We start from the raw sequence: 22,884 nt of genomic DNA on the forward strand, positions 1-22,884 counted from the left end.
TAAATGTTTTTAAGATTAGTTTTATTTTTAAGGATTTATTATGATAAATTTTAAAAGATTTGAGGCGAATTTTAATGCTATAAGCAGATTTGGAGCATTAAAAGGTGGAGGGCTAACAAGGCTTGCATTTAGCAAAGAAGACTTGGAAGCTAGAAATTTTCTTATAAATTTAATAGAAGAAAATGGCTTTAAACTTAAAATTGACAATGTTGGCAATATCTTTGCCATCTATGATGATGGCTGTGAGCCAGGCGAGAAGCCAGTTTGTGTGGGCTCTCACATAGATAGCGTGCCAAATGGTGGCTTTTATGATGGTACGCTTGGCGTTATGGCTGGACTTGAGGCATTAACCTCGATAAAAGAAGCTGGCATTAAACTAAAGCGTCCGCTTTGGTTAATTAACTTTTGCTGTGAAGAGTCAAGTCGGTTTAAGACAGCGACCATTGGCAGCAAGATAATAAGTGGCAAACTTGGTTTGCAAAGACTTCATGAGCTAAAAGACGAAGATGGCATTTCGCTTTTTGAAGCGATGATTAAATTTGGACTTGAGCCACAAAATTTAAATGATTCTATTTTAAAAGAACACTCACTTCATTCATATTTAGAACTTCACATTGAACAAGGCCCAGTGCTTGAGCGAAGTGGCATAAGCGTTGGCGTAGTAAGCGGTATCGCCGCTCCTATTAGATTTGAAATTATTATTCATGGTAAGGCAGATCACAGCGGTGCAACTCCGATGAATATGCGTAGTGACGCGCTGCTAGCTGCTTCACACATCATAATCGCTGCCAATAAATTTGCTAAAAATAAAAAAACAGCTGTGGCTACTGTTGGTTACGCACATGCAAAACCAGGCGTTTTAAACGTCGTACCAGGCGAGGCGAGGCTTGGAGTTGATCTAAGAGATATTGATAAGACAAGCCTAGAAGAGCTAAATTTAGAGCTTAGAAATTTTATAAAAGAGCTAAGCGGTGGGCTAAATTTTAGTTATGAGATAAGAGAACTAAGCAGTGACGAGCCAGTAAAACTAAGCGAGCATGCTATAAATTTACTAAGCGAAGAGGCTGCTAAACTGGGCATAAAAACGCTTACTTTGCCAAGCGGAGCTGGACATGATGCGATGAATCTAACAAAACTTGCAAGTAGCGTTGGCATGCTTTTTATACCTTGCGTTGGTGGCATCAGTCACAATATAGCAGAAGCTATAAATTTTGATGATGCTTTCAAAGCCACACAAATTTTAACAAATGCACTAATTAAACTATCAAATGAATAAGGAGAAACCTATGGACAAGATAGCAAATTTGGCTCTTTCTTTAAAAGATGAGCTGATCAAGGATCGCAGGTATTTTCACTCACATCCAGAGACTGGTTGGTTTACATTTTTTACAACCGCCGTACTAGCAAAGAGGCTTAGTGATCTTGGTTATGAAATAAGCCTTGGTGACAAAGTCGTTAAAGCTGATTCAAGGCTTGGTCTTGGCTCAAAAGAGCAATGCGAAAAAGCAATAGAAAGAGCCAAAACGCTCCTAAGTCCTGAAGAGGCAAAATACCTTCCTTATATGAAAGATGGCTTAACAGGCCTAACTGCCTTTATAGATACGAAAAGGCCTGGTAAATTTACAGCATTTAGATTTGACATTGATAGTGTTGATGTGACAGAGAGCGACGAGCCTACTCACAGACCTTACAAAGAGGGCTTTGGTGCAGATATCGCTGGTATCACGCATGCTTGTGGGCATGATGGTCACATGTCAATAGGTCTTGGTGTGGCAAAACTTATAGCTGAAAATTTAGATGAGTTTAACGGCAAATTTAAATTTATCTTCCAAACGGCAGAAGAGGGCACAAGAGGAGCTGTAGCTATGGAAGCTGCTGGTGTGCTTGATGGTATAGAGTACCTACTTGGCGGACATATCGGCTTTCAAGCAAAAACTAACGGCGGCATCATCTGCGGAACAAATAAGCTACTTGCAACTTCAAAATTTGACGTACATATCACCGGTCGTTCAGCTCATGCAGCAGGTGCACCTCAAGACGGCGCAAACGCTCTTTTGGCCGCATCTCAAATGGCACTAAGCATGCATGGCATCACAAGACATGCAAAAGGTGTGACTAGGATAAACGTAGGCGTTTTAAAAGCAGGTGAGGGCAGAAATGTCATAGCACCAAATGGCTATCTAGCTTGCGAAACAAGGGGTGAAGATACAAATTTAAATGATTTTATGTATGAAAAATGCATGGATATCGTAAAAGGTGTCAGTGAAATTTACGGCGTAGAGAGCAAAGTCGTAAAAACTGGCGGTACAAACGGAGCCGATAGCGACAAAGAAGTAACTGAAATTTTCTATGAAGCTGCAAAGCAAAGTCCATTTATAGATGATGACAAGATCGTAAAAGAGCTTGATTTTGGTGCTTGTGAAGATTTTGCTCATTTTATGAGAGCTTTGCAAGATAGGGGCGCAAAGAGCGGATACATGATGATAGGAACAAATTTAAAAGCAGGCCATCACAACTGTAAATTCGACTTTGATGAGGAGTGTTTGGTGGCTGGGGTTGATGTCTATCTAAGATCTGCTTACAAACTAAATGGAGTAAAAAAATGAAAAATGCTTTACTAATCAGTGCTTCAAGCTATCAAGATACTGGCTATTTAAGGCACTGCAAAAACTGGGTTAAGGACTTTTTGGGTGAGAGCGGTAAGGAGGAAATTTTATTTATCCCTTACGCTGGAGTTAGGCGAACAAATGACGAGTATGAGCAAAAAGTAATTGATAGATTAAAAAATAGCAATATAAAATCAATCCACCACTACGAGGATAAAATTTCAGCTATCAAAAATGCTAGCAGTATCGCAGTTGGCGGAGGAAATACCTTTATGCTTCTTTACACGCTTTATAAGCTAAATTTGATTGAGCCTATAAAAGAAGCTGTGGCAAATGGCGCAAAATACTTTGGCTGGTCAGCTGGTGCAAACATCGCTGGTAAGACGATAATGACGACAAATGATATGCCTATCATCATGCCAAAGTCATTTGATAGTCTAAATATCTTTCCTCATCAAATAAACCCGCACTTCATAAGTGGCAAGCTAGCAGGTCATAACGGTGAGAGTAGGGAGGAGAGGTTGGAGGAATTTTTGATAGCTAATCCAAAAGAGACTATCTACGCTTTGCCTGAAGGTACGGCTTTGCTCATAGAGGGTAGCGAGACCCAGGTCATAGGACACAGTGAAATTTTAAAATTTGAGTATCAAAAAGAGATAGAAAAAATAGAAGTTGGAACTAAATTTAAAATCTAAACAAGGAGAGAGGTATGGAAACATTTAAGCTAATTGCTGCCATTCTTGGCATCGCAGCTGTTGTAGCACTTCTTATCTTAAAAAAAGAGACAAGAACGGTGCTAATAGGTGTTGGTTTGGTGCTTTGTATAATCGCACTAAAACCGATGGGGGCACTAAGTGCTTTTACTGACTATATGACTAAAGCAGGGCTTATAAAGGCGATTTGTGCGAGTATGGGTTTTGCATTTGTTATGAAATACACAATGTGTGATAAACACCTTGTTGCACTTCTTACAAAGCCACTTAAAAATGTGGGTTTTATCTTGATCCCTGCAACAACCGTGCTAACTTATTTTATAAATATCGCTATCCCTTCAGCTGCAGGATGCTCTGCTGCTGTTGGTGCAACGCTTATACCGCTTCTTATGGCCTCAGGTATCCGCCCAGCTATGGCTGGTGCTGCTGTTTTTGCAGGGACATTTGGTGGAGTTTTAAGCCCAGGGTCGGCTCACAACGTCTATGTGGCTGATCTTGTTAAAAAGACGGTTGAGGGCTACACAGTTCAAGATGTCATAAAAGTACAAATTCCAAGTGCATTTACTGCTCTTGTTATCGTAGTGATCGCATTAGTTATTGTTGCAATACTGCTTAAAGACTATCAAAAAAATACAAATTTTACTCTTGAAAGTAGTGCTGCTAGCGAAGAGAAGCCGCTATTTAAAGTAAATTTTATCTACGCCATTATGCCTCTAGTTCCACTTGTTATCTTGGTTATTGGCGGAACAAGCCTTGCAAAAGATTATAGCTTTCTTGCATGGACAAAGATGGGCGTTGCTGAGGCGATGATACTAGGTGCCATCATAGCTATCTTTGCTACGCTTACAAATCCGCAGAAGATCACAAAAGAATTTTTTAACGGAATGGGCCACGCTTATGCTGATGTTATGGGTATCATCATCGCAGCTGGTGTCTTTGTCGCTGGCTTAAAGGCATGTGGAGCCGTTGATGTGGTCATCGCATGGCTCAAAACAGATCAAAGTTACGTTAAATTTGGCGGAACATTTGTGCCATTTATCATGGGTATAGTTACAGGTTCAGGCGACGCTGCTACATTTGCATTTAATGAAGCCGTCACAACAAACGCCGCTGCGCTTGGCTTTGAACAAGATAAGCTTGGTATGGCAGCAGCTATTGCTGGTGCTTTAGGCAGATCAGCTTCTCCGATTGCCGGTGCTGCTATCGTTTGTGCAGGCATTGCGATGGTTAGTCCAGTTGAAATCGCTAAAAGAACATTTTTAGGTATGTTTATCTCTGTTGTAGCGATTGCATTTTTTGTCATCTAAAAGGATGAAAAATGGATATCGTAGAGAGATTTTTAAATTACACAAAATTTAACACTACAACAAATAAAGAGAATGGACTAAAAGGTGTCATGCCTTCTAATCCAACCGAGTATGAGCTGGCTCTTTTTTTAAAAGAAGAGCTTAGCTCGCTAGGCATAAAAGATATCATCTTGCAAGACAATGCCATCTTGATAGCAAAAATTCCTGCAAACTGCGAAAATACTCCAAGTATAGCCTTCTTTGGGCATTTAGATACAAGTAGTGAGCAAAAAAATGATACCAAAGCTAAAATCGTAAAATACACAGGCGGCGACATCTGCCTACACGAAGAGCAGGGAATTTATCTAAAATTTAGCGACAATCCAGAGCTTAAAAAATACGTTGGTGACGACATAGTCGTGACTGACGGCACTAGCTTGCTTGGAGCTGATGATAAAGCGGCGATCGCTAGCATCGTAAATATGGCTAGCTACTTTATGCAAAATCCTGATATAAAGCACGGTAAAATCGTGATCTGCTTTGTGCCAGATGAAGAGCAGGGCTTACTTGGGGCAAAAGCACTTGATGTAAATTTGCTCGGAGCTGATTTTGGCTACTGCTTAGACTGCTGCGAGATAGGTGAGCTAATATATGAAAACTGGAACGCGGCTGACTGCACTATGGTCTTTAAAGGCGTTTCGGCTCATCCGATGAATGCAAAGGGCAAGCTTGTAAATTCACTCCTTCTTGCGCATAAATTTATCTCGCTTTTGCCAGGCGGCGAAGTGCCAGAGTGTACCGAGGGCAAGGAGGGCTATTTCTGGGTAAAAGAGCTTAGCGGAAACAGCGCGAAAACAACTCTTAAGATCGACATAAGAGAATTTGATGAGGTGAAATTTCAAAAAAGGCTTGAGTTTTTAAGTGATATGGCAAATTCTTTTAACAAAATTTATGGAGAGCGTTGCGAAATCACGCTAAAAACACGCTATGAAAACGTCTTTAAATTTTTAAAAGATGAAAACTCACTTCCGATAAAACTAGCAAAAGATGCCTTTAGCGAGCTAAATATCACGCCAAATATAAAGCCGATGCGCGGCGGATATGATGGCGCTGTGATATCCGCAAAAGGTGTGCCAACGCTAAATTTATTCACAGGGGCAAATAACTTTCACTCCGTCTTCGAGTATTTGCCAGTTAGCAGTCTAAAAGCCGCGAGCGAAGTCATCAAAAAAATCGTAATTAACGCTGCTAAATAAACTTCATAAAAGCCTAGATTTAGTAAATTTAGGCTTTAAATTTTACTTTCAGGACAAAAATGAAGGCTTTAGCTTTGTTTAGTGGAGGGCTTGATAGCATGCTCTCAATGAAATTAATAAGCGATCAAAACATCGAAGTGGTTGCACTTTATATGGATACTGGATTTGGCGCAGATGAAGAAAAACATGAAATTTTAAGACGCCGCGCAGCTTTGGCTGGGGCTAGCTTAAAAGTGGTTGATATGAGAAATGAGTATCTTCGCGATGTGCTTTTTAACCCAAAATACGGCTATGGCAAGCAGTTTAACCCATGTATTGATTGTCACGGATATATGTTTAAAACAGCTCTAAATATGCTAAAAAGTGAAAATGCGAATTTCATCATCACTGGCGAAGTTTTGGGTCAAAGGCCGATGAGTCAGCGAAGAGATGCACTCTTTCAGGTTAAGCGCCTAGCTGATGACGAGGATGATTTGGTGCTTCGTCCGATGTGTGCTAGGCTCTTGTCACCAACTAAGCCAGAGCGAGAGGGCTGGGTCGATAGAGAGAAGCTGCTTGATATAAGCGGGCGCGATAGAAAGCCGCAGCTTGCTTTGGCAAAGGAATTTGGCTTTGAGGACTTTGCAACGCCTGGAGGCGGATGTTTGCTAACGATCGAGAGCTTTGCTGTTAAGATAAAGGATTATCTAAATTTTGATAAAGAGATGCGAGATATCGATGTCGTGTGGCTAAAGCTTGGTAGGCATCTGCGCTTACCAGATGGTGCAAAAATGATAATAGGCCGTGATGAGAGTGATAATAACGCACTTTTAGCACATCCAAACAATAAATTTGAACAAGTAAAATTTAAAGAGAGTGATGACATCGTAGGAGCCGTTAGCTTCATAAGCAAAAACGCTAGTAAAGCTGATAAAGAGCTAGCTGCAAGGCTTGCATTAGCTTATACAAAAGCAAGCAGAGAAAATAAATTTGAAGTTAGCATCGATAGTGAGAAATTTAGTATCACACCCGAGGATAAATCTCTAGCTCAAAATTATTTCATAAAATAGACGTTTTATTGATTCTTGGTGCTTTTACTTTGTGTTTGTAGATAAAGATGGTTTTTATCTACAAATAAGTTTAAAAATTATATAATCCGAAACTTATTTTAAAGTGTCACGGTAGCTCAGCTGGTTAGAGCGCTGGTCTCATAAGCCGGAGGTCGGGAGTTCAAGTCTCCCCCGTGACACCATAGATGCCCTACTTATCGATACTTTAACTGCCCTTTTTGCAGTTTCCCTTTCTTTAAAATTTTCTAAAAGTATGGTACAGTTTTTATAAAAAGCGGTACATTTTTTTAGGATAGGTTTATTTTACAAGATGCTTTCTATAAATTTGCTTTTATTTTTGCCCATAGATAAAAATTTTTATCTCAAAGCGAGCAAACATAAATTTATCTCACTCTTAAATTTTCCGGCACAACTTTTGCTTACTCTTTGAAGCTAAATTTCAAGGAGTAAGCTATGAAAGTCTCTTATAACTCCATCTTAACAAAACAGCACTACCAAAAACAGACAAAAAATGAAGGCTTTGCAAACTTCTTACCTAACACTCCAAATATAAATTCGATCAGCCAAGTCACTATTCCTAAAAATGACTTTGTTTCATCTAGTAGTATAGACTCTCTTTATCAGGCTAAATTTACTTCACAAGAGGGTTATGGATATAGTGTAGATGCTAAAGGATTTATGGGAGCTGATTTTAACAAGGCTGCAGGCTTACCACAGGACTTTAAAATCCACAAAAGCACGCTTGATGCGATAGTGCTGCACAATCAAAAGCACCCAAACTTTACAAATTTTTCAATGAATACAAAAAAAGATAATGCGCTATTTGGAGAGGATAGCTTTGCAAATATCGATCTAGCAGATACCATCAAGCAATACTATAAAATTTTTGATCAAATTTCAGCTGGAGTGATCAGTAAGGGTAAAGAGTTTTACTCAAATGAAGATCTAGCAAAGATGCCAAAGGGTTACTTTTCAAAAGATAAAAAAATGGATCATTTCGAATATCTAATGGGTAGGATGACAAGTGATGAGATAGATGGACTAACTGATAGGAGTAATGAAAAGATAACTCATATATTCAGGACAACTCAAGACGTAGAGAATGCACGTAAGCTAATGAATGATCTAAAAGATATAAACATAAGGGTTAATGGAAATTTCCTTGACTTTTCTCCAGAAGTGATGACAACTGAGCATACTATCCCTTATATGTGGGTTAGTAGTGCTGGATATGACTTCAAGCCTGATATGTCTGTATATGACAATGAACAAGGCTATACAAAGGAGCAAATCTTTGTGGCGTTTTAAAAAACGAGTAAGGTCTTGTGTTACAAGGTGGCACAACAAGGATAACTGACGAGGCTCTTAGTGTGTATAAAAGTTCATTAATACTTACAAAACAAGATAGAAGCGAGATAGGCATACCAAAGGCTTATTATGATGAGATACTATCTGGCAAAAAAGATCTAAAAGATATACTAGCTAGGATTTTAAAGCTTAGAAATTTAGAGCTTAAAAAAGATCACACGCTTGAGGGACTAGCTAGTAAGATAATGGATGTTTTAAAAGAATTTGATGAGAGGACGAAGACAAGAGAGCTTTAAAAAATATAACATAGAAGGCATTCGCTCTAAGCCATTTTAGCTCCCATACTACTAAACATTTTTTATATTTGCCGATATAAGATATATATTTTAAAAGGATTTAAAATGAATATATCACCAAATTTAGAGCCCATAAATATAAATTTACCCAAAGATATGATCTATTCAAGGGTCCTTCTTGGCGTAGATAGAGTGCAAACTTTAGACAATACAAATTTAAAGTCTGAGCTTAAAGACATCGCTACTAAGCTTATCTCAAATAGCACTTACTCTATCATCCAAAGCGCTAGCACCAGTGGTGTGAAATCAGACTACTCTAAAACAGATATTGGGCTAAATCAAGCTTTTTCTTATAGAGATATCCAGAGGAGAAACTGGAGCAAAGAAGACTTTGAGAACAAGTATCTCTTTGGCAAAGATGCCTCAGCACTAAGGAAAGTGGATCAAACTAGCACCTATTTTTCATCTATAAATTCAAAAACTCCCATTAAGCCCATCGCGGCAGCAGATACTAAATTTACAAATTTAAATGACTACGCCTATGAAAAAACGATAAAAACTTCACGAGGTGACGTGGAGGTCTTTTTGGATCTTTATGACGATAATGACAAACTAGGCATAGGCAAGCTAGATGCAAATGGATTTTTATTTAACTTTGATAGTAACAAGGACGGAGTGATAAATTCTGATGATAAATACTTTGATAAGCTAAAAGTTAGAGGCTACGATAAAGACGGAAATGAGAAAATTTTTAAACTAAGCGAAGTTGTAAGCGAGATAAACCTTAACGACTTTATTAAAAAGGATATTAGAAATTTAAGCCATGAGGCTATGGACTTTGCTAGCAAAAACACGGTTGATTACAGAGTTAGTTTAAATAACTCAAACCCTTATACTCTATTTTCAGCCGAGTATCGCTACCAAAAGATAGGCAAAGAAGAGACTAATAAATTTTTCAAAGATCATGCAGACCAAGACGGCTGGGTAGATCTTAGGGATAATAAGATATTTAACGAAGATAGTGGCTTAAGCAACTTTGCCTATGAGAAAGTTGGCTTTGACGGGAAGAAAAGGCTTAGCGAGTTTAACCCTATCATAAAACCTGCTGGATCTAAACAAGATGAGAGCTTTTCATACGCAGGCTATCAAAAAGATAGCTTTATGAAATTTTATAACGACTACCAAAAAGAGTCTAGCGCTCACAGCAAAGATGTAGAGTGGATAAGCAAAAATTTAAAAGAAAATGATGTAGAAGACGCAGATGATCTCATCTCAAAGCTAAAAGCCACAAAGTCATCTTATATGATCGCTATGGAGAGTGAATTTGAAAAAGCAACTGGGCTTGAGTTTAGCCTAGAAAATTTAGAAAAAGTAAAGCATGCTTTTGAGAGTGATACGAGCAAGGCTGCAGCTGCTCTAAAGGACACAGATAGTGTAATAGCTATGAAGCTAAACAAAAATGGCACTATCACGCTTAAATTTGATAGTGGAAGAGAGCTAGAGGTAAAAGAAATTTATAACGACACTGGCAAGCTAATAAGCAAAGATGACAAAGATAGTAAAAGAGCAAGTATAAATTTAGATGCTAAGAGCATGAATGATGTAGAACTAAATAGACTTGACTTTAAGGATATAGGCATAAAGCAAGATGAGAAGATATCTAGCCTAAAAGAGCTTGGAGCAAAGCTAGTTAAAAACCTCTCTGATAAATTTACAAGTAAATTTCTGATCGGACTTGAAAACGGCAAAAGCATCACCACTAAAGAAATTTATAACATCACTTATCTTGAAAACGACCTCAAATTTAAGGAACTATCTAGCAAAGATAGGCTTTATAAAAAGGTAGATACGAGAGTTTAGGAGTAAATTTATGCAGACTAAAAAGCCTTGGCAAAATAAATCTTTTCATAAACAAGACGATATCTTTGTGTGAGTTAAAGCTAAAAGGATCTAAGATGATAAACACACTTGGTAGCTACCCCTTGAATTTAGAGCAGAACATAAAGGTATCAACCAAAGTTGCCACCAACCAAACCAGCTCTTTAGTTTTAGGCTACAAGGTGGATAAAGATGGCTACTTTACAGATGAGTTTAACAAGCAAGCTGGCATCCCAAGTGATTATAAAATTCACTCAAGCACGCTGGAGTCGTTGGTCAATGTTGCAGAGGGAACTTCATTTTTTAGTCGCACCTTTAAAAGCATAGATATAGCAAAGACTGCTGGCAATGCCTACAAAATCCTCTCCCAAGTAGTTGGCGAAGACACACTAAACTCAAAAGATAGCTTTAGCTTAGATGAGATAAGAAATTTCCCTCAAGGCTTTTCTTATGATCGTCAAAGCATGCAAGTAACAAAAATTCATAATTCTATTTATGACTTTGATGTAGCTGCTTCTAGCTTTAACTACAAAGAGTCAAACAAGCAGATGATAAGCACGCTCTTTTTCAACCCAAGCTTTAGCGGTGGAGATGGCAGGCAGTCACTAAAGCCAACAACAGATATCTTTAACAATAACAATGGTGGTAAGGAGAGTGTGGGAAGTGGTGTTTTTATCGATCCGCACGGCGAAAGATATACAAATAAAGATGGCTCTATAACCAAAGGCGGACTTTTAGCAGCCGTTATAAATAGCAACCTTGACGTCAAAGAAGGTGAAACTACCGTTTTTGGAAAGAAGCAAGGCTTTGATAAGAGCGTAGATAGCAAAGAATTTAGTAGAGCATTTGAGCTATTTGAGCTTATGGGCGAGATGAAATTTGGAGCAAATTTCAACAAAGCAAGCGACTCTGATCTAGCTGGTATGCCTGCATATATGAAAGAGTATGTTAAGTATAAAAGAGACCTTGTCTATGTAGATCTAACGACTGGGTTTGTTGGTAAGTATTCAGACGAAGAAGACGAACTCTCATTTAAAAAGATGATGGAGCATAATCTAAAAATGTTAAAACTACTCTTTGGCGAGATAGACAAAGATGGCAAAAAGAGCAAAGACTTTATGGATAGCTTTTTGAAATTTAGTATGCCACCTTTAAATTTAGTAAAAGAGCTAAATGAAAGTCCAGCTGGAAAATACCTAATAGATGTGCTTGGTATAAAAAGAGATGTTGATATAAAGGCGTAAAATTAAAAGAAACTAAGGATAGTAAAATGCAAATTTCTAATAATATTTCAACCCCTAACTACCTCTCAAGAGAAAACATAGCAAGAGAGATGGGCTTTAATTTTAACGATATAAACGAGATACTTAGTAACGATATGGGTCATGGTATGACATTTCCTAAGTATGCAAGACTAGATGATAAAGAAAGAGCAAGAGAATACGACAGATATGGTCACCCACTCACTGGATTTGTAAAAGGCGAAGGAGAGGCAAGAGTAAGCATACTTGGCAAACTAATGGGCTATGACGATGCTTTTTCAAAAGATGAGATAGATGAGCTAAAGAAATTTATAGATGATAGCGGTGTTTTAGGGCTTGAGAGAAATCCAGCATTTGAGCCAAAGGGAATTTTTAAAGATCCATTAAATAGTAAAAAACTCAGTGTTGATGATTTTATAGACCAGTTTGCAAATAAAAAAATTCTCTCTTTTATAGCTTTTGGTGGTAGCAAAACAGCTGAACTACTTGATAGCGATATGAGTGTTGATGAGTTCAAGGGCAAATGGGCTAAATTTGCACTAAAGGAGCGTTTTGGCTTAGAGCTTGACGAAGAGCTAGCAAAAGAGACCATAAATTCCATAAATGATCTTGAAACACAAAACAAAGAAGATAAAAAAGAGAAGAAATTTACGCCTATACAAGTTACTAAAAAGTCTCAAACCTATAAGCTTGAAGCCGATGAGAGATTTAAGGAGCTTTATAAATTTATAAAGAGTGAATTTGATAGCGGCAAGAGTATGTTTGAAATTTTAGAAAAAGTGACAAAGCTTAAAGTGGATAAGACGGCGTACAAAAAGGGGAGCTTAAATGATAACTAGCATAAACGGACTTAGCAACACACCAATACAAGATAACACTATCCAAAAAGAAAATGTAGCCAAAGAAGGCAAGCAAGACAAAAGCGTCATCGAAGAAAAATTTGATTACTCAAAGTATATGTTTAGACCCTGGACTGATAATGTAAAAGAATTTATTGATATAGACCAAAGTAAAGAGGGCTGGATAACAGATACTATAAATCGAATAGATAATATGCTGTCTGATTACCCCATGAAAGAAAGAAGAGCTTTAGCATCAAAATACCCTCCAGAAACTATGGAAGAATTTAGAGTTGGAGAGTTACAAAGCTATATGGATTGGCTACTTACCAACTCTGTTGATGGCAAGCCAACCATGTTAGGAAAATTAATAGGTATCGGCACAAAAGAAGAAGAAGATGAACTAGATGCTTTTATGGAAACTATGTCGTCTCTTTATCCAAATAATAATGACGAGTCGCTTAGTCTTTTAAATAGAACCGATCTAAGCATAGATGAATTTAAGACTTTATTTGCCAAAGCAAGAGAGAAAGCAACAAAGGATGTTGCAGAACAAAGAAAGCAGATAATCAAAGAAGAGCAAGAATATAATGCAAATTTTGCCAAAGAGCAGGCTGAGAAGAAATTTAAACCTATGCAGGTTAAAAAGAAGTATGAGACCTATGATATAAACAAGGATCAAAAATTTCTCTATGCAAGAGAGCTTTTAAATTTCAAAGAAAAAAGAGGCATAGACGTCTTAGAGCTTATGCAAAAGATAGATAAGAAGCAAATTTTAAATAAGATGGCTTGATAGATAAAGCAGAACGAGGATCATCCTCTATCTTGTCATGGGATGACTTAGTAGCGGCTTGTGCTAGATATAAAAATGAATTTAAACCTTTTTATCGACAACTTTTTTACCATTTTCTTCAAGTTTTTGCATGATACGAAGCACATCGATACCTCGTTCTCTCTCAAGTTCTTGAAGCTTGAGTAAAAACGAAAATTTCTCATCCTTAGTAATGTCATAAGTTTCAGTGTTTTTGCTTTCAGCTTGGATAGGAGTAAATTTTTTCTCTTTGGTGTCGTCTTTTTCTTCTTCAACGCTCTCTATGTCCTGAAGACCTTTTTCATTCATCTCTTTTAGTATATTGACAGCATTTTTAGTATCTTCGCCAGATAAAGTTATATTAAACCGCTCTTTTAATACATATTTAGCCCACTCCTCTTTAAACTCATCAATGCTCATATCGCTATCAAGCAGATCAATAGTCCTTGAGTTTTGCATAAATAGCAAATCGCTATCGCCACGATATTCATTTAAAAATTCATTTACAGTGTATGGGGTATCTCTTAAAATTTTTGGCTTATCATTGTCTGGTTTTGCTTGCTGACCTTGTATATACTCTACAAATAAACCCTTGCTTTCATTTATGAAATTTTTAAGATCTGATAGCTGCTCACTTGTAAAGCCAGGATCATAACCTCTAAGCTTTCCTATGATAGTGACTTTTGCTTCATCGCCCTTTGTAAAGCCAGATAGTGGATATATGTGCCTATCATAAGCCGCAGCTTGAGCTTTTCTATCAAGCCTTGCATATTCAGGAAAGCTCATACCATATCCCATATCGTTACTAAGTATCTCGTTTATATCGTTAAATTTAAACCCCATCTCACTAGCTATGTGTTCTCTAGACAGATAAGGATATGGCGAGCTAGAAATTTGCATTTTACTATCCTTAGTAAGTTTTAAACTACTCAACTATTTTTCAAAATTTGTTTGAGTGAAAATTTCTTAGTTGGTAAATCGACCTTTTAACAATTTAGTTTATATGTGACTTCTCTCTACACAAAACTCTTACTAATAGAACTTATCCTCTCACTCCAAGAATTTGCTAGAGAATTTAAATCCTCGCTAGTTGGCTTAAATTTCTCATATTCGTTTGAGGCAACACTTTCTGCGTTAATGTTCTTTGATCTTACATACATTAAAAGGGTTAGCTCTTTAAGTCTTTCTTTTATGAGTGCTTTTATGCTCTCGTTATCCTTGCCTACTTTTTCAAAATCCACAAAGTACTCTTTATGCTCTCCAGTACTTGATATATCATTTAGTGCAGCGCTACTAAGCTTAGTCTTTGCACTATCACTTGGTAGCGGTCTAGAACTACGTAAAAATCCCATAAAAAGAGCCTCTTTACTATAGCCTTCATCTGATTTATAAAAAGAAATATCAGGGTTAAAGCTAAACTCATCACCTGCTTCGCTCATCGTAAAATCAACCTCTTTTACTATGAGCCTAACGCCTGCACTTGATAGCTCTTTGCTAAGAGTTTTGGCGCTATTTAGCTCATCGGAGCTAGAGTAGATGTTTGAGATGGTAGAGCTTGATAGATCTTTTAGCAAATGTCCTTTGGCATCATAGTGAGTGCCTTTTGTGCTGTAGCCTTTTGGTAGTTTGCCTATATCTGCAAGGGTGTAGCTCTTTTTATCATCGCCTAAAGTGCTAGACGTCATTTGGTCAAATAGTCTGTAGTAGTGCTTTATAGTGTCGGCCATATCGATGTTATCAAAGATCTTTATCTGCTCGTCTTTGCTCTTGATGCGGTTTAGCACATGGTTGCGCTCGGCAAATCTACTAAGCTCATCAAGCGTGCTTTTATGGATTTTAAAGTCCTGTGGCAGACCTGCAGCTTTGTTAAAATCAGCTCCCATAAAGCCAGCTTTATCCACTGTGTAGCCATAAGCTTGAAGATCACTGAAATTCAAAGAGATGAGGCTATTTTGTGAAGAAGTGGTATAAGTAAATTTAGCTGGTTCTTGGTTTGGCTTGCTAATCTTTTCTTTGGTTTTTTGGTTAAAAATATCACTAAAATTTGCAGACCTGCCTTGTTTGTGTTGTTGCTTGGTGTATGAATTTGCATTTGTGCTTAAGATGCTAATATCATTCATGGTTTGCCTCCTAGCTTCTTGCTTGATACCAAGCAAAACATATTCCAACCCACAAAAATAAAAAATCAATCAATATAAATAATACCTATGGACAAAATTTATTAATTTAAAGCCTAATATCAAAAATCAATAAAAGATGCAAAATTACTTTTTTAGATTCTTATTTTTTAAGTTTTAATTAAAGTAATCATAAAATAATTGACTATCCAAATTTATCAGTCAAAATAAACAAGTGACAAATATGCCAACCACAAAAATTACAAAAATTTACTTTTACTAAGTCATTCTTTGGTGGGACTGGTTTAATTCCAGTATGCGCCAAAATTCAATTCAGATATTAGGGCGAGCATACTCTATGTAGCTACAAAATGTTACCATTTGTAGCTCCATAGAGGCTCGCAAGGAGAGCTTGCCGCTCCCTTGACCCACGCTAAAAAATATTTTCTTAATTAAAAATGGCCATGCAGGATAGGCTATTTTTAACAAAATATTAAGTTTACTAAGGTAGCCATAAGTATAAAAAATAATTAGACTAAATTATTTTTTGTGGTCTCCAAAATATATTTTAGTAGATTTTTAAAATGGCAGTGTAATAAATATAGTTTCGGAAGTGATAAATGAGATGATTATGCAATAAACTTAATAGAGTCTCTATATTTAAAACATATCTAGACTTTGAGTCTTTTCATTGCATACATCACCCATATGGTGATTTATGCTGGCTTTCTGGGTGTATTCACGCTCCTCTATAAATTCTCTACATATTCTTGCAGCCTCTTGTACTCTATCTGTAAGCTCTCGTATTCTTCTCTCAAATTTTGGAATTCTCTTTCTGAATTTTCTAATTTTTCTTTCAAACGAGATATTGAACTCTCGTACATATCTCTTTGTTGTTGCAAAGATTCCGTTAAGGCGTCGTTGCAATCTTTGTTCAAGCTCTTGACTTTCTTTGTTAGCTCTGTCACATTTGTCCGTAATATCACAAGCTCCTTCTCGCAGTCTTGTTGCAAATTCATTATTTCTAATTCGTGCTTGCTCCTTTCGTCTTCGATCCTCTTCGTCAAGCGCTCGTTCTCTTCTAGTAATGCTTTCTCTAATGCTGTCATCCTCTACTCCATTTTCATTAGTATAAATTTCCTGCTCTCGTTCTCTATTATCTCTTCGTCTTTTGGAATCGATATGTAATACTCTCTCTGGGGCTTGTCCGCAGCAGGTCGGCTGTATCTCCATTGTTTTGGTATAGTCCAAACCATTTCGTTCTCTAACTTCTTCTCTTTTACCATCCAGCCAGCCACTGCTCCCAATATTAGTGCGATAGCCGTTGATAGTAAGATTATCACCAATCTGTCCTTGCGGTGTAGGGATATTGCTTTTTGAAGTTCTTTCGACATATCTTTTTTGATTAAATCTATCTCTTTTAGCAATAAGCTCCTCAAGTTTTCGCCTATTTTCTCTACACTCTTTTTGTGTATTTCTATCATGGAATTCTCTAATTCTTCTGCTTGAGCTTTGGCTGAGTTCTCCAAGTCTTTGAGTGCTTGTGAAATTTGCATCGTATATTCCTCCTTTGAGACGATTTTTTGTTTTTTTATTAGGCAGTATGATCGTCATGCCTTTTTTGTTGATTCTAGTTATTTCGATACCACTTTGTGTAAGAAGCTCAATTACATGATCTCTATTTTTAATAGAACCTTGCTTAACTAGATCGTGCAACTTTTGATCCAGCTCTTCTAAATTTTTATAATGATTGATGTTTTTCTTGCTAGATAATATAGTTTGTTCTTTTGCTGGATCATCTGGACTTGATAGTCCATACTCATCGTTAATGATCTTTTTAATTAGATCTATTCTAGTTTGATCATATTTGGCAAAATATGGATTAAATGATTTTCCTGTTTTAAGATCAATCTTGGAAACCAGGAAATTTAACTCAAGCCTACCATCCTTGTCTGAGTGTTCTACCCATAATACATTTGTACGTTCAAGCATATACTCACCCAAAAGAGCATATTCAAAATCCTTGATAATTTTTAATTTCTGCTCTTCAGCCAGAAAGTCGTGCTTCTCTTCAAATGATAAAACACCAAAACAAGTCTTTTGTTTATAGGTGATGCCTTTTATAATGGCTCTAGTTAAATTTTCATCACCTTTTATAACTCTTGCTGTTCCAGCAGCCTTTCTCTCATTTAAAAGGTAATTTATACTCCCAAGGCCACCACCAGTATAAGTACGAAGAAATTTAACTAGCATCACTAGTGCCTTTATTTGTATTGATACAAGGCAAATCAAGCAACATATTATTTACCCAATGCTTCATAAACTTTATGTAAGACATCATTATCGTCTGCTATGATCTCAATACCAACTCTATCTAGGCTTTGCCCACTATTTAATTTGGCGGCTATTTGGTTTATGTTTTGTCCATGTCTAGATAGTTCAGCTAAAAGCTCTCTCATAATTGGTGCATAAATCTGCTTAGATAACATAGCTCTTAGAGCAAATTTTGAGAAAGTTAGGCCACTTTCTTGTATTTTATCATTAATTGCCGACCATTCTGTGTTGCTTAGCCTAAGTCTTTTAGTTATGACTTTGGTTACCTTGCGCTTTTTTGTCTTTTCAGAACTCACGTAAATTTTCTCCTAATCTAAAAAAGAAGCCACTCAAAAAATCCTATGTTATAAATTTTTTGGCAGACTTGCTCTTTAAATATCTTTTAAGGTTATTTTATAAAAATTTACAGTCTAAAACAAGGAATTTGGTAGGCTTCAGCCCCCTAAAATGCGTATTTTTTAAAAATACTATGAAATATATAATATAATTTTTGTAGCTTTTAAATTTTCTCTTAGAAATTTAGTCCAGTATGAAATTAAGAAAATAAAATAATAAATTTATAGGGGTTATGCTCATAACAAAATAGCGCTTTAAATAGGACAAGCTAGTAACATGAAATTAGTTACTAGCAAATCACAGATGACTAAAAGTCTAGCTTTATGCTTGGTTAAATTTATCCTTTAGTATCTCGTATACTTCGTTGTTCTCTCTTTTGCCAACAACTAGCACAAGCACTACGATCTCGCTATCTTTTACTTGATATGCCAAGCGGTAGCCGACATCTCTTAGCTTGATCTTATAGACATCTCCATAGCCTCGTAGCTTGTCCTTTGCAACCTTTGGGTTTTCTAGACGCTCACTTAGCTTCTTTTTAAACTGTACCTTTATGCTATTGTCAAGCTTTTGCCACTCTTTTAAAGCACTTGGCAAGAACTCTAACTCATAGCTCATCTAGGCTTACTTTTACTGGTTTTTCATCACTTGCTAAAGCAGCGTCTACTGCTTTACTTAGATGATACTCTTCTATTATCTCTGCCATTTTTTCATAGACAGCACTAGGTACTAGATATGCGCTAGGGACATTGTGGTTTAGTATAGCTACAACATTATCTCCAGCTTGTTTTAAAATTTGAGCTGGAGATTTTTTTAGCTCGCTTATGCTAGCTGTGAAATTTGCTTGTATGGTTTGCATTTTTATCCTTTATTTAATACCTAAAATAATACTAAATAAGATATAAGAATAGTCTTAAAACTCATGCTTTAAAATTTACTCCTATTCATTATCATACGATACCATCTCTACTTTAGACCTTAGCGTATTGGCATTAATAGGTTTAGCATAGGTGTTTAGCAAAATTTTATACTGCTTCTCATGCCCTACTATCTGAGCTATAAGGTTGGCTTCGACTTCACGTTGCACTAGATAGTCTATAAAGTAGTGCCTAAAAGAGTAGAAGGTCTTTTTAGAGTCTTTATCTATAAACTTTCTTTGGATCTGGCTTCTAAAAATTTCAGAGAAGTCCTTATTGCTTACCTTAAATATATTTCCATTTTTCTTACTATTAACATATTCTAGCAAACCTAGATCTATGAGCTTACTATGGATAGGCACAAATCTAATGCTATTTTTAGTCTTTGTCGTTTTACCATCATTTGTGTTTATGTTAAAGCAGTAAATTCCATCTTTTAAGACTATATCCTCCTTGTGAAGCTGTGTGATCTCTTTTATCCTCATGCCACTATAAGCAGCTATCATTGTGACGTAGTAGAGCTCACTAGCCTCTATCCTTGAACTTGGTGATTTACCACTTTGTTTGATGTTCGTTACTATCTCAAAGATCTTCCTAGCTTCTGATGCTTCGTATGGAAGCACTGCCCTTTCGCTAGGGTCTACATCTATCTTGATGTTCATTTTTGCAGTTATGCTTTTACCCATATAGCTACTATCAAAGCAGTAGTTAAAAAACTGAATAACCCTTATCATATATTTTTGGATAGTAGGCTCAGAGAGTTTATCGTCCTTTTCTCCTAGCTTAAGTATCTGAGATAAACTTTTATCTTTATACCTACTCTTTTGAGCTAACTTAGTTGGAATTTTATAAAGAAGTTCTCTAAATTCAAGCAAGTTATCTCTTGTGATCTTATGAACTGGCGTATCTTCGTTAAAGTATAAAAACAAGAGCTTTTTTACGCAAGTAACTAATCTTTGCGTATCTGGCGACCACTTGTCAGCTCTTTTAGTGTTTGTCTCAAATATCTCGAATGCATCCTTTAAGCTCTTTTGATCTTCTAAATTTAAAGTTGAGAATTGATTGCTAGAGCCAGATGTCGCTTGCAGTACTTGCCTGATCTCATACTCTTTGGTTATTTTGGCACTAGGATTAAAAATACTAAAGCTACTATCGTCATCTAATTTTATCTTGATATTTTTTGGTGGATTTGGATCCAATATAATATCTTCCATGCTTCTATCGCTATTCTTTGTTCTTACTAGCTTTAAATTTGAAGTTGAGCCATACTTTTGATCTAGTATGGCATAAATCGTCTCGCTAATCCTCTGAGCCATAGCCTTAAGCTGCCCATCAGTAATGGGCAAACAACCACTATCTTCAAGCTCTTTTATATTTTCTTGAAATGAAGCTATGTCCTTAGCATCAAACGAACTAGGTTTGGCATGTTTGGCTAAGTTATCACTAGAATCATCTTCAAGGAAACAGTGCTCACGCTTGTCATCAAATAGCACACTGCTCTTCTCAAGCTTTGATACAAGATAGTTAAGTGTTAGTATGTTTTTCTCTAAAAGAGTTTGCCCTATATTCTCTTTATCCTTGCTACCAAGAGCGCCAGCAGTGTTAGTGATATTGCTTATATCCTTAATTAAAATTTGAGGTAGATTGCCATCTATCAAACTTTGTTTAAAGTAGTCATTGAGCGCATTTAGAAATTCTACATCCATCTTCTTATTAAGAAGAGAGTGCTCTTTAATACTCTTGCTAAGCTTTACTTTCATAAACGAATTTACAAAAGATTGGATTATGTTATCACTAAGATTCATATGAACCGCCCTTTTTATCAGGTAAAGATTATTATCTAGAATTTTAGCCCTTTTTCTGGCTTTTTCCAAGAGATTAGTGGATGTGGAGAAGCAAATTTCTCGCTTTTCGTTAAAAAACTTTCTGATGCTTGGAGTAAGTGTGGCTCTATAATAGTATATGCCGTTTCGTTCCCTTAAGTGGTGTCCCATATTAATTACCAACCGGTCAAAAATGGAACAGTTTTATGTAATGACTAAGCAAAAAATCGTCTAAAGTGCGTATTTCAGGCTTTTGTGAGCTCATATAAAAAACCCTCATAAGCCGGACGCCCTTGGTTCAAGTCTCCCCCGTGACACCAGAACACACTATTTTAGGCACTAGCAGTAATGCTTTTGTTCTTTACCTTTCTTTAAAATTTCCTTTAAGAGTGGAACACTTAGTTACTAAAGTGGGACAGCCTCTTAAAAATGTAGCGATTATAAAGCCATCACCCTTTTAATACCATAAAAATAAATTTGTTTTAAATTTCTACTTCTGGTTTTTTATACGAAACTACCTTAAATACGCACTTTCAACATTTATCATTTTAATATTTTTGATTTTTCTTTCTTAAAAAATAAACTTTTTTACAAAAATTTGTATTTCTAGCTGAAATTTTTTCCAAAATTGGTGTAATTACTATAAATATCTTTTAAAAGGATAAAAATGAAAAATTTTTCATTGATAGTAACTAGCACCGCTAGCACGAGAGAAAGTTCATATGGTAAGGTGATTTGCCATGGCTAATGCATATAAAATAAATGACCACAACCTAGTTATAAACGTAAGGTCAGATTTTTTAACATATGGTAGAGTCATAGGTAGATTTGCACATGCATGTCGTGAGAAAAATCAAAAGAAGCATATAAAGTATCTCAACAAAAATCCAACCACTCTTAATCGTTACAAACTTCTAAGCGAGTTTAATGGCAATGGTAACATGAGAGATGCCAATAGTAAAGATGATGAGCTACATAATATATCTTTTGTAAAGAATTTACTTAAAGGCTTTCAGGATAGCTTTGAGAAAGACTATACCAAGCAGTCTTATACACAAAAACGAAAAGGCAAAGAAACTCCTATAAATAAGTCTTGGCGTAAAGATATGGCTGGTTTTTGTGAGATTATCATCACGTTTGGCACAGATAGGAAGAAAGAGCCAAAAGGAGGATTAAGCAAAGAAGAGTCAAAATTTATAAATGAAAACATACGCATGGATAGAGTAATGAGATTTATAAATGCATACTGCTCAAAGTATGGTGTAAAGTGTCTGCTTGTAGCTGAGCATAATGATGAGAAGACCAAACACTATCACATCATCTTTACAAACTACAACTTTGAGAAGCATGCAAATTTGAGATTTAGCGGTAGGGCACAAACAGCAGAATTTGGTAAAGAGCTACAGGATATGGGAGCAGAGGCATTTGAAGGTCAAGTGCTTCGCGGCAAGCCAAGCAATAATAGACACAAGAGCTTAACCCAAATGCACCAAATAGCAAGAGAATATAAGAGTGAGCAAGAGTTAAAAGAGAAAATTCAAAAGCTTATAGAAGCGGAAGCAAATAAGTATATGCAAAAGAAAGAGCCTTTGTGGGGCGACGAGTACTTTAGGTTAGAGCCAAATGAAAAAAGAGCTTTAATAGCAGGTCTTAGAAATTCTGTTTTTGAATAGCTACAAGAGAACATTATCATCACATCTGATGAGAAGCTAAAAGAACAAGTAGAGCTTCTTGCTGAGAAAATAACAGAACAAAACAAGATCATAGAAGAAAATAAAGAGAAAAGTATAGAAGTCTTAAAAGAAAAAGAGCAGCTAGAAAAAGAGCCAGATGGTTTAAAAGAGACCAAAGCTGGGCAAGATAATGAGATAACAATTCTTAGACACAAACTAAAAGCACATACTAATCAACAAACAAAGATAAATAAACAAAATGCATTAATAGAGAGTAAGAATAGAGAAAATCTGGCTCTAACATATAAAAATAAAAGTTTACAAAGTGAAAATATCAAACTAAAAGACTTTAATGGTAAAAGCTTAGGTCTTTTGCTAGAAAT

Annotated in this window: 20 protein-coding genes and 1 tRNA gene; 14 read left to right on the top strand and 7 right to left on the bottom strand. The window is 36.3% G+C overall.

Annotated elements, in window-relative coordinates; genetic code table 11:
• Positions 1-40 precede the first annotated feature (40 nt).
• The 13 genes from CVT15_RS00170 to CVT15_RS00225 all read left to right on the top strand — a co-directional run bounded on the left by CVT15_RS00170 (position 41) and on the right by CVT15_RS00225 (position 13,286).
• Positions 41-1,276 carry a M20 family metallo-hydrolase gene (locus tag CVT15_RS00170; protein WP_107898112.1) on the top strand — a complete coding sequence of 412 codons (1,236 nt, stop codon included), beginning with the start codon at positions 41-43 and terminating at the stop codon, positions 1,274-1,276.
• Positions 1,277-1,286: 10 nt separating this feature from the next.
• Positions 1,287-2,606 (top strand): amidohydrolase, encoded by a 1,320-nt coding sequence (locus CVT15_RS00175; RefSeq protein WP_103577252.1) that lies wholly within the window; start codon positions 1,287-1,289, stop codon positions 2,604-2,606.
• The gene (gene pepE, locus CVT15_RS00180) at positions 2,603-3,301 is read left to right on the top strand and encodes a dipeptidase PepE (RefSeq protein WP_103577251.1); all 699 of its coding nucleotides are present in this window, start codon (positions 2,603-2,605) and stop codon (positions 3,299-3,301) included. The genes CVT15_RS00175 and pepE overlap by 4 nt, the downstream gene beginning before the upstream one ends.
• A gap of 14 nt (positions 3,302-3,315) precedes the next feature.
• On the top strand, positions 3,316-4,626 hold the full coding sequence (gene dcuC, locus CVT15_RS00185; protein ID WP_103577250.1) for a C4-dicarboxylate transporter DcuC: 1,311 nt from the start codon (positions 3,316-3,318) through the stop codon (positions 4,624-4,626).
• Positions 4,627-4,637: 11 nt separating this feature from the next.
• Positions 4,638-5,861: a peptidase T gene (gene pepT, locus CVT15_RS00190; RefSeq protein ID WP_103577249.1), complete on the top strand. Its 1,224-nt coding sequence runs from the start codon at positions 4,638-4,640 to the stop codon at positions 5,859-5,861.
• Positions 5,862-5,920: 59 nt separating this feature from the next.
• Positions 5,921-6,910 carry an argininosuccinate synthase domain-containing protein gene (locus tag CVT15_RS00195; protein ID WP_103577248.1) on the top strand — a complete coding sequence of 330 codons (990 nt, stop codon included), beginning with the start codon at positions 5,921-5,923 and terminating at the stop codon, positions 6,908-6,910.
• A 105-nt stretch (positions 6,911-7,015) separates the two neighbouring features.
• Positions 7,016-7,092: transfer RNA gene (locus CVT15_RS00200), tRNA-Met, on the top strand.
• 271 nt (positions 7,093-7,363) lie between these two features.
• A complete protein-coding gene (locus tag CVT15_RS00205) occupies positions 7,364-8,218 on the top strand; it encodes a Cj0814 family flagellar-dependent secreted protein (protein ID WP_230853940.1) in 855 nt (284 codons plus the stop codon).
• A gap of 17 nt (positions 8,219-8,235) precedes the next feature.
• A complete protein-coding gene (locus tag CVT15_RS09800; protein WP_230853941.1) occupies positions 8,236-8,514 on the top strand; it encodes a hypothetical protein in 279 nt (92 codons plus the stop codon).
• A gap of 105 nt (positions 8,515-8,619) precedes the next feature.
• Complete coding sequence (locus CVT15_RS00210) at positions 8,620-10,374, top strand: response regulator (RefSeq protein WP_107898113.1); 1,755 nt, start codon at positions 8,620-8,622, stop codon at positions 10,372-10,374.
• A gap of 95 nt (positions 10,375-10,469) precedes the next feature.
• Complete coding sequence (locus tag CVT15_RS00215; RefSeq protein WP_103577246.1) at positions 10,470-11,636, top strand: Cj0814 family flagellar-dependent secreted protein; 1,167 nt, start codon at positions 10,470-10,472, stop codon at positions 11,634-11,636.
• A 26-nt stretch (positions 11,637-11,662) separates the two neighbouring features.
• The gene (locus CVT15_RS09805; RefSeq protein WP_103577245.1) at positions 11,663-12,493 is read left to right on the top strand and encodes a hypothetical protein; all 831 of its coding nucleotides are present in this window, start codon (positions 11,663-11,665) and stop codon (positions 12,491-12,493) included.
• Positions 12,483-13,286: a cell surface protein gene (locus CVT15_RS00225; protein ID WP_107898114.1), complete on the top strand. Its 804-nt coding sequence runs from the start codon at positions 12,483-12,485 to the stop codon at positions 13,284-13,286. Before CVT15_RS09805 ends, CVT15_RS00225 begins: the two co-directional genes overlap by 11 nt.
• An 81-nt stretch (positions 13,287-13,367) precedes the next feature.
• On the opposite strand, the gene CVT15_RS00230 is transcribed toward CVT15_RS00225, so the two are convergent.
• From CVT15_RS00230 to CVT15_RS00260, 7 genes are all read right to left on the bottom strand, one after another.
• Positions 13,368-14,237, bottom strand: a complete 870-nt coding sequence (locus tag CVT15_RS00230; RefSeq protein WP_180998547.1) for a hypothetical protein — start codon at positions 14,235-14,237, stop codon at positions 13,368-13,370.
• An 83-nt stretch (positions 14,238-14,320) separates the two neighbouring features.
• The gene (locus CVT15_RS00235; RefSeq protein ID WP_230853942.1) at positions 14,321-15,424 is read right to left on the bottom strand and encodes a Cj0814 family flagellar-dependent secreted protein; all 1,104 of its coding nucleotides are present in this window, start codon (positions 15,422-15,424) and stop codon (positions 14,321-14,323) included.
• 657 nt (positions 15,425-16,081) lie between these two features.
• Positions 16,082-17,674: a relaxase/mobilization nuclease domain-containing protein gene (locus CVT15_RS00240; RefSeq protein WP_103577242.1), complete on the bottom strand. Its 1,593-nt coding sequence runs from the start codon at positions 17,672-17,674 to the stop codon at positions 16,082-16,084.
• A gap of 47 nt (positions 17,675-17,721) precedes the next feature.
• Positions 17,722-18,051, bottom strand: coding sequence for a plasmid mobilization protein (locus CVT15_RS00245; RefSeq protein ID WP_103577241.1), 330 nt, complete (start codon positions 18,049-18,051; stop codon positions 17,722-17,724).
• 361 nt (positions 18,052-18,412) lie between these two features.
• Positions 18,413-18,706, bottom strand: a complete 294-nt coding sequence (locus CVT15_RS00250) for a type II toxin-antitoxin system RelE family toxin (protein ID WP_103576526.1) — start codon at positions 18,704-18,706, stop codon at positions 18,413-18,415.
• Positions 18,696-18,947: a type II toxin-antitoxin system Phd/YefM family antitoxin gene (locus tag CVT15_RS00255; RefSeq protein WP_103576527.1), complete on the bottom strand. Its 252-nt coding sequence runs from the start codon at positions 18,945-18,947 to the stop codon at positions 18,696-18,698. The genes CVT15_RS00250 and CVT15_RS00255 overlap by 11 nt, the downstream gene beginning before the upstream one ends.
• Before the next feature lie 81 nt (positions 18,948-19,028).
• The gene (locus CVT15_RS00260) at positions 19,029-20,810 is read right to left on the bottom strand and encodes a site-specific integrase (protein ID WP_103576528.1); all 1,782 of its coding nucleotides are present in this window, start codon (positions 20,808-20,810) and stop codon (positions 19,029-19,031) included.
• Between the two features lie 758 nt (positions 20,811-21,568).
• On the opposite strand from CVT15_RS00260, the gene CVT15_RS00265 reads away from it, so the two are divergent.
• On the top strand, positions 21,569-22,501 hold the full coding sequence (locus CVT15_RS00265; protein ID WP_103576529.1) for a hypothetical protein: 933 nt from the start codon (positions 21,569-21,571) through the stop codon (positions 22,499-22,501).
• Positions 22,502-22,884 lie beyond the last annotated feature (383 nt).

It is taken from the genome of Campylobacter concisus (assembly GCF_003048595.2).
Taxonomy (GTDB): domain Bacteria; phylum Campylobacterota; class Campylobacteria; order Campylobacterales; family Campylobacteraceae; genus Campylobacter_A; species Campylobacter_A concisus_L.